The organism is Dactylosporangium sp. McL0621 (assembly GCF_049995355.1).
GTDB lineage: Bacteria > Actinomycetota > Actinomycetes > Mycobacteriales > Micromonosporaceae > Dactylosporangium.
On sequence record NZ_CP188259.1, the window covers coordinates 5331480 to 5344686 of the forward strand.

14 protein-coding genes and 1 pseudogene are annotated in these 13207 nt (G+C 73.3%); 5 read left to right on the forward strand and 10 right to left on the reverse strand.

Annotation, left to right across the window (positions count from 1 at the left end):
• Positions 1-175: 175 nt before the first annotated feature.
• From ACPPVO_RS25605 to ACPPVO_RS25615, 3 genes and pseudogenes are all read right to left on the reverse strand, one after another.
• Positions 176-493 (reverse strand): annotated as a pseudogene (locus tag ACPPVO_RS25605) (WD40 repeat domain-containing protein); the annotation flags it as partial.
• 210 nt (positions 494-703) lie between these two features.
• Positions 704-841, reverse strand: coding sequence for an ATP-binding protein (locus ACPPVO_RS25610; RefSeq protein WP_426513685.1), 138 nt, complete (start codon positions 839-841; stop codon positions 704-706).
• A gap of 21 nt (positions 842-862) precedes the next feature.
• Complete coding sequence (locus ACPPVO_RS25615; protein ID WP_426513686.1) at positions 863-1474, reverse strand: histidine kinase dimerization/phospho-acceptor domain-containing protein; 612 nt, start codon at positions 1472-1474, stop codon at positions 863-865.
• On the opposite strand from ACPPVO_RS25615, the gene ACPPVO_RS25620 reads away from it, so the two are divergent.
• The 3 genes from ACPPVO_RS25620 to ACPPVO_RS25630 all read left to right on the forward strand — a co-directional run bounded on the left by ACPPVO_RS25620 (position 1430) and on the right by ACPPVO_RS25630 (position 3972).
• On the forward strand, positions 1430-2305 hold the full coding sequence (locus ACPPVO_RS25620) for a sensor histidine kinase (protein ID WP_426513687.1): 876 nt from the start codon (positions 1430-1432) through the stop codon (positions 2303-2305). The genes ACPPVO_RS25615 and ACPPVO_RS25620 overlap by 45 nt on opposite strands.
• A 120-nt stretch (positions 2306-2425) precedes the next feature.
• Positions 2426-3268 (forward strand): zinc-binding dehydrogenase, encoded by an 843-nt coding sequence (locus tag ACPPVO_RS25625; RefSeq protein WP_426513688.1) that lies wholly within the window; start codon positions 2426-2428, stop codon positions 3266-3268.
• Positions 3269-3327: 59 nt separating this feature from the next.
• Positions 3328-3972 (forward strand): SIMPL domain-containing protein, encoded by a 645-nt coding sequence (locus ACPPVO_RS25630; RefSeq protein WP_426513689.1) that lies wholly within the window; start codon positions 3328-3330, stop codon positions 3970-3972.
• A 22-nt stretch (positions 3973-3994) separates the two neighbouring features.
• Here the strand turns inward: ACPPVO_RS25630 and ACPPVO_RS25635 are convergent, their stop codons facing one another.
• The 4 genes from ACPPVO_RS25635 to ACPPVO_RS25650 all read right to left on the reverse strand — a co-directional run bounded on the left by ACPPVO_RS25635 (position 3995) and on the right by ACPPVO_RS25650 (position 6866).
• Positions 3995-4516 carry a CGNR zinc finger domain-containing protein gene (locus ACPPVO_RS25635; protein ID WP_426513690.1) on the reverse strand — a complete coding sequence of 174 codons (522 nt, stop codon included), beginning with the start codon at positions 4514-4516 and terminating at the stop codon, positions 3995-3997.
• A gap of 7 nt (positions 4517-4523) precedes the next feature.
• A complete protein-coding gene (locus ACPPVO_RS25640) occupies positions 4524-5024 on the reverse strand; it encodes a GNAT family N-acetyltransferase (protein WP_426513691.1) in 501 nt (166 codons plus the stop codon).
• On the reverse strand, positions 5021-5989 hold the full coding sequence (locus tag ACPPVO_RS25645) for a DMT family transporter (RefSeq protein WP_426513692.1): 969 nt from the start codon (positions 5987-5989) through the stop codon (positions 5021-5023). The genes ACPPVO_RS25640 and ACPPVO_RS25645 overlap by 4 nt, the downstream gene beginning before the upstream one ends.
• An 85-nt stretch (positions 5990-6074) precedes the next feature.
• Positions 6075-6866: an SDR family oxidoreductase gene (locus ACPPVO_RS25650; protein WP_426513693.1), complete on the reverse strand. Its 792-nt coding sequence runs from the start codon at positions 6864-6866 to the stop codon at positions 6075-6077.
• A 124-nt stretch (positions 6867-6990) separates the two neighbouring features.
• Here ACPPVO_RS25650 and ACPPVO_RS25655 point away from each other — a divergent pair, with 124 nt between their 5' ends.
• The gene (locus ACPPVO_RS25655; RefSeq protein ID WP_426513694.1) at positions 6991-7566 is read left to right on the forward strand and encodes a TetR/AcrR family transcriptional regulator; all 576 of its coding nucleotides are present in this window, start codon (positions 6991-6993) and stop codon (positions 7564-7566) included.
• A 10-nt stretch (positions 7567-7576) separates the two neighbouring features.
• On the opposite strand, the gene ACPPVO_RS25660 is transcribed toward ACPPVO_RS25655, so the two are convergent.
• Entirely contained in the window at positions 7577-8536 is a 960-nt protein-coding gene (locus ACPPVO_RS25660) for a GlxA family transcriptional regulator (RefSeq protein WP_426513695.1), read from the reverse strand.
• 82 nt (positions 8537-8618) lie between these two features.
• Here ACPPVO_RS25660 and ACPPVO_RS25665 point away from each other — a divergent pair, with 82 nt between their 5' ends.
• On the forward strand, positions 8619-8786 hold the full coding sequence (locus ACPPVO_RS25665; protein ID WP_426513696.1) for a hypothetical protein: 168 nt from the start codon (positions 8619-8621) through the stop codon (positions 8784-8786).
• 28 nt (positions 8787-8814) lie between these two features.
• Here the strand turns inward: ACPPVO_RS25665 and ACPPVO_RS25670 are convergent, their stop codons facing one another.
• Together ACPPVO_RS25670 and ACPPVO_RS25675 are read right to left on the reverse strand one after the other, a co-directional pair.
• The gene (locus tag ACPPVO_RS25670; protein WP_426513697.1) at positions 8815-12732 is read right to left on the reverse strand and encodes a hypothetical protein; all 3918 of its coding nucleotides are present in this window, start codon (positions 12730-12732) and stop codon (positions 8815-8817) included.
• 164 nt (positions 12733-12896) lie between these two features.
• On the reverse strand, positions 12897-13205 hold the full coding sequence (locus ACPPVO_RS25675) for a trypco2 family protein (RefSeq protein ID WP_426513698.1): 309 nt from the start codon (positions 13203-13205) through the stop codon (positions 12897-12899).
• Between the last annotated feature and the right edge of the window lie 2 nt (positions 13206-13207).

Here is a 13207-nt window from a genome sequence, read left to right on the forward strand (position 1 = left end):
TCAGCAGCCACTCGCCGTCGTGCGCGACCGCGACCGCGCCGATGCCCATCGGCTCCCGGACCGGGAGGAAGTCCTCCTCCGGTTTCACGGCACCGAGGCGGTGCCGGACGGTACCGGACGCGATGTCCCACACCAGCGGCACGCCATCGAATCCGGCGCTCACGGCCGTGGCGCCGTCAGGGAAGATCGCGACCGCACGGACCTCACGCTCGTGCGCGGCCATCGTCTGGCGCAGCGCGCCCGAGTCGACGTCCCATACGCGTACGACCCGGTCGAAGCCGGCGGTGAGCAGGGTCGAGCCGTCGGGCGTCACCGCGACGGCGTTGAGATGGCGGTCGTGGCCGCCGAAGGCCCGGATCAACCGGCCGCCGGAGATGCTCCACAACCGGGCGACGCCGTCGTGTCCCGCCGTGAACAGGCGGTCGCCGCCCGGCGCGAGGGCTACGGCCCGGACCGGTCCCGCATGGCCGGCGAACGGTGTCGAGTCAACCACCTGGCGCTCCCAACCGTCCTCGATGCCGCCGCGGCGGTCGGCGGCTACGTCGATTATCGCCGCCCTGCGCGTCGATGTCGGTAGCCGCCGGCGCCTCCGCGGGACATGCCGACCGTGGCGGCGGACCAGGCGCCGGTCTTGCCGGTCAGACCGGCGCCGGCGGCGGACACCGAAGACGACGTGCTGGCGAAGGATCGCGCCGGCGTCGCGCTACTCACCGCGTTGCTGCGGCGATGGAGCAGCGGCGGCGATGCCGTACACGGTGGCCAGTCCGAGGCCCGTGCCGGAGCCCTTCGGTTTGGTGGTGAAGAACGGTTCGAAGGCACGTTCGATCACTTCCGGCGGCATGCCGCTGCCGGTGTCGGACCCTCAGGCGGATGTACCGGCCGGACTGCAGGGCGTGCCGGCGACGTCGTCGTCGCCGAGCCGGGCGTTGCTGGTGTCGATGGACAGCGTGCCGCCGCCGGGCATGGCGTCGCGGGCGTTGACGGCCAGGTTCACCAGGATCTGTTCGAGCTGGCCGGCGTCGGCGTGGACCGGCCACAGCCGGCGGTCCACGCCGGTGATCAGGTGGATGTGCTCGCCGAGGGAACGGCGCAGCATCTGCTCGACGTCACCGATGACGTGGTTGAGGCTCAGCACGGTGGCCTGGGTGATGTCGCGCCGGCCGAACGCCAGCAACTGCTTGGTCAGCCGGGCGGCCCGCTCCGCGGCCCGGCTGACCTGGCCCAGGTCGGTGCGGGCGTCGGCCAGGTCGCCCGGGTCCGGCGCCGGGCTGTCCAGCGTCGCGAGGACCATCGCGGTGTAGTTGCTGATGACGGCCAGGATGTTGTTGAAGTCGTGGGCCACGCCGCCGGCGAGCTGGCCGAGGCTCTCCAGCCGGCGCGCGTGCTGCAACCGGCGTTCGCTGGCGTCGCGTCCGGCCTGCGCGATCAGGTGCTCCCGTTCGGTCTGCACGACCAGGCCGGTCGGCCGCAGCACGTCGCGATCCAGGTCATCGACGTCACGGCCCAGCGCGCTCTGGAGCGCGACCGGCAGCAGCACCTCGTCGAGCTGGACGAACGCGCCACCGCGCTGCAGCGCGCCAACGCCCAGGTGCACGACTTCATGGCCATGCTCAGCCACGACGTGCGCACCCCGCTGACGACCGTGGTGACCTTCGGCGAGGTCCTGCTCGACGACTGGGACGGCGTCGTCGAGCAGGACAAGCAGCTGTACGTGCAGCGGATGACCGCCGCCGGGCACCGCGCCGCCGGGCTGGTCACCGAGGTCCTCACGCTGGCGCAGCTGGACGCCGGGGCGCTGGTGGCCCGGCCCCTGCGCCTGGACATCGCCCACGCGGTCCGCGAGGCGGTGACCACGCACACCGCGACGAACGGCCAGCCGATCGCCGCGACCGCCCCCGACGAGACGATCGGCCTGGCCGACCCGGCCCACCTCCAGCTGATCATCGGCAACCTCCTCGGCAACGCCACCAAGTACGGCGCCCCGCCGGTCGAGGTCGTCGTGGTCAACGACAAGGACCACATCCGGGTCGAGGTGCGCGATGCCGGCGAAGGCGTTCCCGACGAGTTCGTACCGCACCTGTTCGACCGGTTCACCCGCGCCGGCCGCGGCGTCGCCACCACCAAACCCGGCACCGGCCTCGGCCTGTACCTCGTCGCCCGGCTCGCCGAAGCCGGCGGGCTGGACATCAGCTACACACCGAACCAGCCCCACGGCGGCCGGTTCGTCCTGCGGGTGCCGCGCGACGGCCGCCGCGGTCAGCCGGCGGCGGCGCACGCCCGGGCCGACCATTTTCCGGTTCAGTAGGCGCGTTCCGGGTCACCGCGACCAACGGGGCGTCGACCCGCACGGGCAGCCGCACGCCCTGCGGCTCGACCGCGCAACGCTGACGCTCAGCCGGAGCCGATCGCGGCCGACGACAACGAGATGGTCGTGGAGGTGCTCGCGGCCGGCCTGCACCACCTGACCCGGGCCAAGGCCACCGGCGCGCACTACAGCAGCAGCGGCACGTTCCCGCTCGTGCCGGGCGCCGACGGTGTCGTGCGCGACGGGTCCGGGCGGCTGCGCTACGTCGCCCTCGACGACACGAAGCTCGGGACGTTCGCGGAGCGGACCGTGATCGACGTCCGCCGCAGCGTGGTGCTGCCGGACGGCGTCGACCCGGTCCGCATCGCCGCCGCGATGAACCCCGGGATGTCCTCCTGGGTGGCGCTGCGCCGCCGTATCGAGTTCGCCCCGGGTCAGCGCGTCCTCGTCATCGGCGCCACCGGGAACGCCGGGCGGATGGCGGTACAGGTCGCGAAGCTGTTCGGAGCCGCGCACGTCATCGCCGCCGGGCGGGACGCGGCGCGCCTCGAGGCACTGCGCGCCCTGGGCGCCGACGAGACGTGCACGCTGGACCGTCTCGAGCAGGCGGCGGACGTCGACGTCGTAGTCGACTACGTCTGGGGCGAGGCCGTGGCCGGCGCCATGGTCCCGATGCTCACCGCCCGCAAGGACCGCGCCGCCCCGCTGACCTGGATCCAGATCGGGTCGGTGGGCGGTGCGACCGCGCCGGTGCCGTCGGTCGCGCTGGGCTCGGCCCGGCTGCAGATCGTCGGCAGCGGGATCGGCTCGGTCCCCGCCCGCGACTTCATCGCGGAGCTGCCGGGGCTGGCGGTAGCGGTGGCGGAGGGCGCTCTCGACGTGCGGGCCCGCGCGGTGCCGCTCGCCGAGGTCGGCCCGGCGTGGACGGCCGAGACGGACGACCGCATCGTCTTCGTGCCGTAGCGAAAACCGGGCGACCGGAGGAGTCCATCCGCTTCGGGTCGCGTGTCTAGCATCGCCGCATGCAGATGGTTGAGCGTCCATGGGGGATCGCCACGTTCGGCGCGGCGAGCGTGAAGGCCATGCCGGATCTGGTGCGGGTCCGGTTCAAGATCGTGCGGATCGAGCAGAGTCCGGCCGGTGCGTTCGCGGAGACCCGCGGCGCGGTCCGGGCGGTGCGGGCCGCGTTGCGCGAGCACGGGGTCGCGGACGGGGACGTGCAGTCGTCGCGGCTCGACCTCAAGACGGCGACGGAGTACGTCGACGGGACGAATCGGCCGGTCGGGTACCGCTGCCAGGCCGCCTTTGCCGTTGAGTCGGGCAATCTGGACGACGTCGAGCCGTTGCTCGTCGACGTGGTGGCGGCCGGGGCGAACGAGCTCGAGGCCGTCGACTTCGATGTCACCACGAAGCGCGAACTGCGGGCCGCCGCCCGCCGGCGCGCGGTCGCGGCGGCGCGGGGCAAGGCGGAGCTGTACGCGCAGGAGGCGGGCGTGCGCCTCGGCGCCGTCCTGCACGTCGAGGACGTCGACTCGGACTCGCCGTATACGCAGCGGTACCGCAGCCACTCCGCGAGCAGCGTCGACGCCCTCGAGGCGGACCTCGCGCCGGGCCACATCATCGTGTCGGCGGCGGTGATCGTGGGCTACGCGTTCGCCCGGGACTGATCCGGGCGGCTCGCGTCCCGCCTCACGTTTCGTCGGTACCGCGGTGCCGGCTGCGAAACGCCGTGGACTTGGCCCGGTTGCCGCAGGCCGCCATGTCGCACCAGCGGCGGGAGGTGTTGCGGGAGCCGTCGAGGAACACCCACCGGCAGTCCTCGCCCCGGCACGCCTTCAGCCGCGGCCACGACGGGCGGGCGGAGGCGCGCAGCAACGCCGTGACGGTGGCGGCGCCGATGTCGCGGGCGAGGTCGCCGGCGGCATCGGCGCGCAGTCCCGCAGCGCCGCCGCCCAGGTCCGGCCGGAGCGTGAGGCCGTCCAGGGCGGCGGCGTCCACGGCGCTGTCGATGCCGTTGTTCCGCAGCGCCAGGGCGCGGATCACGGCCCGCAGGGTGCGCAGGAGCGCGACCGCCTCGGCGTCGGCCGACCGCGGCGCGCTCCGGCCGCCCAGGCCCTGCCACCACTGCCGCACCGACCGGCCGTCGGCGAGCTCGTCGTCGGCGCCGTGCGCGGTGTTGGCCACCGCGATGAGCAGCTCCTCGTCGTCCACGCAACCACTATACGCGCTTCACCGGTTGCTCGGACGCGTCGCCGGTGTCGTAGCCGAACACGATCATGTCGCGCATGATGATCCCGTGCTCGCGCAGCGGCGGCTGGATGTAGTCGAAGAAGTCGCGCTTGACCGAGTGCATCCGGAAGCCGCACTTCTGGTAGAAGGCGATGTTGTCCAGCGCGCAGTTGGCCGTGCCGACGAGCAGCTCCCGGCCGTGCCCGGGCAGCTCCTCGAGGATCGCGGCGATGATCCGCCGGCCCAGGCCCGTGCCCCGGCGGCCGGCGGCGACCGCGATGTAGAGGATCTCGCTGGGCTCCCGATCGTCCCAGCGGACCACGGCCGCGCCGACCGGCTCGTCGCCGTCCAGGGCCGCGTAGGCCTGGCAGGAAGGGTCGCGCAGCGCGGACCGGATGCGTTCGTCGTCCTCCTCGGCGTCGTGCAGGATCGGCACCAGCCGCTCCGCCGCCACGCCGGCGACCGCAATGCAGCGGACCGGGATGGTCACGTGGCACCTCCGACGGCGGGTAGGTTCAGGTCGGCTGTACCGGCGGTGGCCGGCGCCGCAAGGCCGGGCGGGTCGTCGGGCGGGCTCGGTGTGGTGTGCAGGAACAGGGCCAGGCCGGCGAGGATGGCCGCGCCGCCCGCCAGCTGCGGCAGGGTCGGGCGGTCGCCGAGGAACACGACCGCGGTCAGGGTACCGACGACCGGCGTCAGGTTCATCAGCTGCCCGGCCCGGGCGGCGGGCACGCGGCCGATGCCGCGGTTGTAGGCGACGCCGGCGACCGCGCCGCACAGCACCACGCCGATGCACGCCGTCCACGCCGCGACGCCCGCCGTGGCCAGCCGGCTGCCGCCGCCGCTCCAGGAGGCGATGACGAACGGCGCCGTGCTCAGCGCGCCGCCGGCCGTCTGCCAGGCCCCGGCGCCGAAGCCGTCGCCGTCGTCGTCCGCGCTGTAGCGGCGGCTGGCGACCAGGAAGACCGCACCCGCCGCGACGGCGCCGAGCACCAGGAGGTTGCCGGTGGAAGAGCCGGCGTCGGTACCGCCGGCGCCGGGCCCGAGCGCCACGAGGACGCTGCCGGCGAGGCCGATGCCGAGCGCGGCGGCGGCCCGGCCGCGCAGCCGTTCACCGAGCACGACGACGGCCAGCAGCACGGAGAGCAACGGGTCGACGGCCACGAGCAGGCTGCCGCTGGACGCGCTCGTGCGCGCCAGCCCGAGGTCGGCCAGCAGGAACGTCGCGCCGGGGAACAGGCTGCCGAGGAGCAGGTTCCGCACGGCGCCGCGCCGCCGCAGCCGCCCGCGCGCCGCCGCGACGCCGAGGAGCACCGCGGCGGCGCCGATGAGCTCGACGGCCAGGAGGTCGGCCGGGCGCACCGCGTCCAGCGCGACCACCGACACGGTGGCGCTGATGCCGTACACGGCCGACGAGAGCAGGATCGCCGCCTCGCCGGAACTGTGCGGTGCCACCCGGCGCCTCCATTCCCCGCCACCATCCGGCGACGTAACCACCGTAACGGTTACATCGGTTAGCCGAGGCGTCAACCGATAAACGTCAGGCGCTCTTCACCACCCCGCCGTCGATAAGGTACTCGGCGCCGGTGATGTTGTTCGGCGAGGCGGCGAACGCGATCAGCCGGGCGACCTCCGCGGGTGTGCTCAGCCGGCCGGTCGACGCGCCGAGCGTGGCCATCAGCTGCTTGGCGAAGGCGTCGTGGGGGAGGCCCTGCTGCGCGGCGACGTGCGCGATGAAGCCGTCCGGGTCGGTCCAGACGCCGGTGGACACCGGCCCGGGGGCGACGGTGATCGCCCGGACGCCCTGCGGGCCGAACTGCTCGGCGATCACCTTGGTCAGCGCGTTGAGCGCGGCCTTGGCGACGTTGTAGTCGACGGGCCCGGCGGTGACCAGGCGGGCGCCGGCCGAGGAGACGTTGATGACGGTACCGCGGCGCTCGATGAGGCTCGGCAAAGCCGCGCGAGTGGCTCGGAGCGCGGTGTAGAAGTGCAGGTCGAACGTGTGCTGCCAGGCGCTGTCGGGCAGGTCGACGAGGTTGAGCAGGGCGCCCTGGGCCACGTCGGCGGCGTCGCCGATGCCCACGTTGTTGACCAGCACGTCGATCCCGCCCAGTTCGGCCAGGGCGCGGTCGATGAGTGTGGCCGGACCGTCCGGTGTGGACAGATCGACGGCGACCGGGACGGCGGCGGTGGCACGCAGGCCGTCCGTGATGGTGCGGGACCCGGTCACGACGCGCATGCCCTCGCTCAGGAGGGTGCGGACGACCTCGAGGCCGATGCCCTTGCTGCCGCCGGTGACGACGGCGGTCTTGCCGGAAAGCTGCAGATCCATGGTGTACCCCTTCAAGCGGGACCGAACGGTCCGGGACCGATCGGTCCGAGTCTGGCAACGCCGCGCCCGGGCTGTCAAGGATGGCGGACCAATCAGTCCGTTATGATGGTCGGCGGAGGCAGCCATGGCACGCAGACCGGACCCGACCGCACGGCAGCGGATTCTCGATGCCGCGACGCGGCTCTTCGACACGTACGGCGTGCACGCCGTCGGCCTGCAGCAGGTCATCGACGAGCTCGGCTGCGGCAAGAACCTGCTGTACCGCGAGTTCGCGACCAAGGACGAGCTCGTGGTGGCCTATCTCGGGCGGTGCCGCGACGCCTGGACGGCGATGATCGAGGCCGCGACGGCGCCGTTCCCGGACGACCCGGCGGCTCAGCTCGTCGCGATCGTGCGCACCACGGTGGAGCACGCGACCGCGCCCGGGTACCGGGGCTGCCCGGTGCACAACACGCACGCCGAGTTCCCCGACGCCGCCCACCCCGTCCACCCGGTGGCGGTGCGGCACTTCACCGTCGTCCAGGACCTGCTCCTGGACCTGGCCGAGCGAGCCGGCGCGGCCGATCCGAAGGCGCTGGCCGATCGGCTCGCCCTCATCATCGACGGCGCCAACACCAACGGCGCGGCGCTGGGCAACCGGGGCAGCGCGGCCGCGGCGGTGGCCTTCGCCGAGGACGTGGTGCGGGCGGCGGTCTCCTGACGCCGCTCCGTCAGCTCGAGAAGGCCTTGCGGTAGTCGCGGGGCGGCACGCCGCGGCGGCGGACGAACTGCTCACGCAGGGTCGCGGCGGTGCCGAAGCCGACGCGCCGGGCGACCTCCTCGATCGACAGGCCGGCCGTCTCCAGCAGCTCCTCCGCGCGGTTCAGCCGCTGGCTGAGCACCCAGGCGTGCGGCGTCGAGCCCGTGGCGGCCGTGAAGCGGCGGGCGAACGAGCGCTGGCTCATCAGCGCCCGGGTGGCCAGCGTCTCCACCGTCAACGGGCCGTCCAGGTGGTCGCGGGCCCAGGCGAGCACCCCGGCCAGCCTTTCGTCGTCGCAGTCGACCGGTACCGGCGCCGCCACGTACTGGGCCTGGCCGCCGTCGCGGTGGGGCGGCACGACCATGTCGCGGGCGATCTCGTTGGCCACGGAGGCGCCGTACTCGCGGCGCAGCAGATACAGGCACATGTCGACGCCCGCCGCGCCGCCCGCCCCGGTGACGACCCGGCCCTCGTCGACGTAGAGCACCTCCGGCAGCACCGCGACGGCGGGAAATCGCTCCGCCATGGCCGCGGCCCACCGCCAGTGCGTGGTGGCCCGCCGCCCGTCCAGCAGCCCGGCCGCGGCCAGCACGTAAGTGCCGGTGCAGTAGCCGGCGACGGTCGCGCCCCGCTCGTACGCGGTCCGGATCGCCGCCAGCGCCTCCGGCGACGGCTCGAGGCCGAACGCGTCCCAGGAGGTCACCAGCACGAGGTCGGCGGCGGCGAGCCGGTCCAGGCCGTGCTCGATCACCACCTTGAGCCCGCTGTCCGTGGTCACCGGCCCCGGCCGGTCGGCGCAGACGGCGAAGTCGAACCCCGGGCCGCCGCGAGGCCGGCGGTCGAAGCCGAAGATCTCGCTGGCGATGCCGACGCCCAGCGCGCCGGTGCCGTCGGCCACATACGCGGCGACGCTGGTGAATGGGGTACCCACGCCACCCATGATGGCAGAAAATCGGCGATCCTATGCAGGTCTGCCACTGTTGGCCGATGCCGCCGCGGCGCAGGCTGAGGACATGTTCGTCATCGACTGCCCGGCCCACCGTTCCCGCGTCCTGCTCTCCGAGCGGCGCATCCGCAGCCTTCGCAACACCGACGCCGGCGTGCTGATCGACCTCGAGTGCTACTGCGGCCACGTCGAACGCCTCCACACGGGCCGCACCCACGAACGGCGGCGGCACTGAACGAGAATCCGGCGCGCGCGGGGTGATGTCAGGGCTGCGCGAGTACCGTGCGGGCCGTCTCCGGGGCGATCTGCGCCAGCACCTGCAGCGGCGCCTCCCATTCGCCGAGTGACCAGGCCTCGGTCAGCACCCGCCGGGCACGCACCGGCCGCCGGCGCTTGAACAGATCGAGCGCGATCGCGGCGAGAGCGCCGGCACGCTGTGCCGGGGCGTTGATGCGCCGGGCGATCCGCAGGGCGCGGTCCGGGTCCCTTGCCAAGGCGGTCGATACCTCGGCGAGCGCCAGGTCCCGGACGTCGGTGTGGGCCGGCTCGAGCCGGTTCCACGCCCACGCCGGATCGTGCCCGTCGCCACATGCGTCAGCGACACGTTCCGCGGCATCGGCGTAACCGGCCCGGGCCAGTGTTGCGGCGAGAAAGACCTGCATGCGACCGGACGGCGACGGGGGCGCGTCCGCGACCAGCCGCTCCGCCCGGTCGGGCTGCCCGGTCCGGCAGAGCGCCTCGATGCCGTACGCCAGCGCAAACGAGAACCAGGTGTCACTGCGGGCGGGCGCCGATCGGGCCAGGTCGACGGCGGCGTCGACCATGTGTCTGACCATCGGGCCGTCGCCGAGCTCGCCCCAGGCGTGCACGAGTTGCGCGTAGACGAGACCCCGGTCGCGCGGATCCATCAGCTCTGTCGCGAGGAGCTGCGCCTTGCGGGCGTGGTCGGCGCCGGCCCGGGCCGCGAGCTCGGCGTGGAACAGCGCGCGCTGAAGCCCGTCCGGCAGCCGCCGCTCGACCACGGCGACCTGCTCGGGACTCCCTGTCCGGACCATGATGGCGGCGAGCGCGGCGGCCACCTCGGCCAGGGCAATGTCGCGTTGCGGCGTCAGCAGCGCGATCCCGTGGTGCGCCAGCGTCTCGGCGTACTCCGGATCGCTTGTGGCATAGGCCTCGGCGACCGCCGCGAGCGCCTTGGCCCGGCCGATGCCGTCCGCAAGGAGCTGCGCCGCGCGGGAGGCGTTGTGCAGCCGACCGGCCTTGGCGAGCAGATCGGTGACCGCCAGCAGGGTCTCCCCGCCGGCCTCGTCGTCCTGGATGCCGGCGGCGAGCCGGATGGCCGCCTCGTCTTCTCCCTGTTCCGCGGCGATGACCGCGATGACGGCCGTCGCCTCGATGCGGGGCTGGTGGTCGGTGATGCGTAACACCGCGTCCTCCGCGGCGGCGAGGTCGCCGAGCCAGGCCAGTCCGATGGCCAGCAGCCCGGTCTTGACGTCGGCATACTCCGTGTCATCGCCGAGCCGGGAAGCCGCCTCGGCCTGGGCCGCGACCCGGCGTGCGTCCTGCGCCGCACCGGCCCGGACGAGCAGCCAGGCCGCCCGGGCCAGCAGTTCGGACGCGTTGACCAGGTCATCGGGGTCGAGGCCCGCGGGGTCGAAGTCCGGATCGTCGAACGCCAGTTCCGCGTCGGTGAGCTGTTCCTGGAGGGCCAGCAGCACCGCCTGCCGGGCCAGTTCGGGGCGGTCGCGGGCGATGGCCGCCTCCGCGAGCGTCAATGCGGCCTCGGCCCGCTCGACCGGGTCGTCGAGCAGCTCGAGCGCGCGCAGCGCAACCTCGTGGCCGCCCTGGGCGATCGGATGCACCGCGCTGATCAGTTCATCCCGTGGCATCAGCCGCAGGAGCCGCAGCGTGGCCTCGAAGTCCCCGCTGCGCGCCGAAAGGATCGCCACGGAGGCGAGCGAGCGGTTCTCGGTGGTGAGGGCCAGGCTCCGCGCGTCCTCCAGGGTCGCGCGGCCGCGCGGGTCGCCCCGGGCTATGAGCTTCGCTCCGATGATGGCCGCGGCCCGTGCCTGTCTGGTCGTGTCGGGCAGGGACCGGCCGAACGCGAGCGCCCGTTCGGTCTGGCCGGCGTCGACATACCGCTCGCACAGCAGGTCGCCAGCGCCGGACGTGCCGGCTATCCGCGCGATGTTCTCGGCATTGTCGAAATCGCCGCTGTCGGCAAGGATTCCGACCAGGTCCAGGCAGGGTTCGTCCGGCTCGGTCAGCGCCCGCGAGACGATCCTCCAAGCGGGCACGATCTGCCCCGCCCGGGCCAGACACCGGGAGAGCGTGGCGAGGAAGCCCTCCCGCAGGTACGGGTTGCGCTCGGCCAGGGCGCTCATCCGGCGGTACTGCCCCTCGTTGATTGTCCCGTCACCGTTGTCGATGACGATCAGCCGGCCGAACGCGCGGAACACCTCGTCGCGAATCCCGCCCGCGACCCGGCGCGCCTCGTCCAGCTCGCCCCGCTGGGCCAGCCCGCCGACGACCTGGAACAACGCGGCGTCGCGGAGGTCCGGATCGAGCGTGCGCGCGTAGTCCTCGCCGCGGGTCCGGGCGTAGCCGATCGGCGCGTCGGTGAGTCCGGCGGCGACGGCCTGGGCGATGAGGTCATCGCCGTCGGACAGCCCCCGCTCCGCCATGGTCAGGGCGACGACGTAGAGATCCTCCGGCGACCCGGTCAGGGCCGCGGCGCGAGCCCAGTCGCCGCGCTGCAGCAGCGCCGCGAACAGCCGGCGCTCGGTGGCCGCTCGGTGCTCGCCGTCGTCCATGGCGCCGACCTGAGCCATCGCCTCCGGCACGCGGCCGAGCAGGGCCCACGTTGCCGGTAGGTGCTCGGGCAGGTACAGGTTCGGCCGGGTCAGCTCCCACCGCGTGCGGGCCAGCCGGGCGACCCGGTCCAGATCGGGCGAGTCCCGCCGGCACCACAACCGCTGAGCGTCGCCGATCTCGCCGAGCGCCGGGCCGTCCCCGCCGAGCCGGCGGCGTTGCATGCCGTGGCGGGCGGCGTCGAGGGCGAGGTCGGTGAGTGCATCCACGTCGTCGGCATCGGCGAGCATCCGGCCGTACCGGGCGGCCAGGAAGAACGGAGTCTGGCCGGGCCACCTCCGGTCGCGGTACGTGGCCGCCCAGGCCGCCACACGGGCCCGGTACCGGGCGATCATGGCGGCGCCCAGCCCGTTGATCGCGGCTTCGCGCAGGTCGTTGTGCGTGAAGACCAATCCCTCGCCGCCGTCGGGGAACCCGGTCGATCGTAGGGTCCGGCCTCCCACGGTCACCAGCAACTCACGCACCAGGTGTTCCCTGACCTCGGCCAGCGCGGCGATGTCGGCCAGCGGGATTCCGCCCTCGGAGACGACCGTGAACCCGAGAAGGTCGTCGGCCAGCTGCCCGCTGCGCGTCATGACGTCGAACTCGAGCCGGGCCGTCCGCTTGATCGAGGCGGCCTGGGCCGACCCGCTGAGCCTGCGCACCTGGGCGCGCAGCGCGGGATGGTCCGTGTCGACCAGATCGGTGGCCTGGTCGAGCTGCTCGCGGCCGGTCAGGATGATCCTGAGCGCCGGATGCGGTACCGCGGGCAGCAGCGTCACGATGCTGGGCAGTACCGGCGTCCGGTTGCGGCTCTGGTCCTCGTCGATGCCGTCGACGACGAGCACCAGGCGGCGACCCGCCGCGTCCGCCCGCTCCGCCGCCCGGTCGAGCATGACCGCGACCTCGCTCTGGAACAGGCCGGGGTCATCGGTACCGGACATCTGCGCTCCGAGGTGCGTGACGAGCTGCGCGTGCAGCGACGCGGCGAAGGCACGGCTGTCGTTCCAGGCCGACTCACCGGCGCGGACGAAGAAGTGCAGGACATCGACGTCCTGGGGCGGGTGCAGCACGAACGTGGCGAGCAGCGCCGTCTTGCCGGCCCACGGCTCGGCCTCCCACCGCGCGCACGCCTCGGCGCCGCGACAGAACGCGGCCAGCTCGGCCAGCTCGGCGTCCCGTCCTTCCAGGTGCGCGGGCGCCAGCTCGCGTACGTGACGCAGCAGCACCTCCGGATCGACCGGTCCGGCTCCGCCGAAATGGTTGTTCTGGACGTTGTCGTCACCAACCAGAACACCCCGGACGTTCGACATGTGGACCGTGTCGGCCATGCGATGAACGGTATCGATTTCCGCGCATCAATCGATCACCCGGACGGCCCGACATCATCACGCCCCGGCCAGGCCGGCGCACTTTAAGGTCAGTCCTTTCCCGCCATGCGCACGCCGTCGTGTCGACGCTCGGCGCAGTCCATCCGTCAAAGAGACGTGGGAATTCAGTCCTCGTCGCTGAGCTGCAGTCTGCCTCCATTCTTGCCGGGCCGGGGGGTCAGCTTCAGGCGCACCGTGTGGGTCTGGCCCTGGGTGTGGTTGATGTCGCCACCGGTGGTGACGACCGTCCACAGGCTTACCTTGGCCTCGCCCTTCCGGGCCAGGCTGACCGTCAGCTGCAGCTCCACCTCGACCGAGTCCAGGGCGAACGTGAGCTCCTCGCCCTCGGCCCAGGCCGCCGCGTCGCGCAGTTGTGACCGCAACGAATGGATGGCGTCCGAGATGGTCAGCTCTCCCCGGGCGGAGGGTCTCATGC

Excerpts from the sequence above, each read along its gene's own strand:
- ACPPVO_RS25670 (WP_426513697.1), bottom strand. The coding sequence starts at position 12,732 with ATGGCCGACACGGTCCACATGTCGAACGTCCGGGGTGTTCTGGTTGGT.
- ACPPVO_RS25610 (WP_426513685.1), bottom strand. The coding sequence starts at position 841 with ATGCCGCCGGAAGTGATCGAACGTGCCTTCGAACCGTTCTTCACCACC.
- ACPPVO_RS25650 (WP_426513693.1), bottom strand. The coding sequence starts at position 6,866 with ATGGATCTGCAGCTTTCCGGCAAGACCGCCGTCGTCACCGGCGGCAGC.
- ACPPVO_RS25630 (WP_426513689.1), top strand. The coding sequence starts at position 3,328 with ATGCAGATGGTTGAGCGTCCATGGGGGATCGCCACGTTCGGCGCGGCG.
- ACPPVO_RS25625 (WP_426513688.1), top strand. The coding sequence starts at position 2,426 with ATGGTCGTGGAGGTGCTCGCGGCCGGCCTGCACCACCTGACCCGGGCC.
- ACPPVO_RS25665 (WP_426513696.1), top strand. The coding sequence starts at position 8,619 with ATGTTCGTCATCGACTGCCCGGCCCACCGTTCCCGCGTCCTGCTCTCC.
- ACPPVO_RS25655 (WP_426513694.1), top strand. The coding sequence starts at position 6,991 with ATGGCACGCAGACCGGACCCGACCGCACGGCAGCGGATTCTCGATGCC.
- ACPPVO_RS25675 (WP_426513698.1), bottom strand. The coding sequence starts at position 13,205 with ATGAGACCCTCCGCCCGGGGAGAGCTGACCATCTCGGACGCCATCCAT.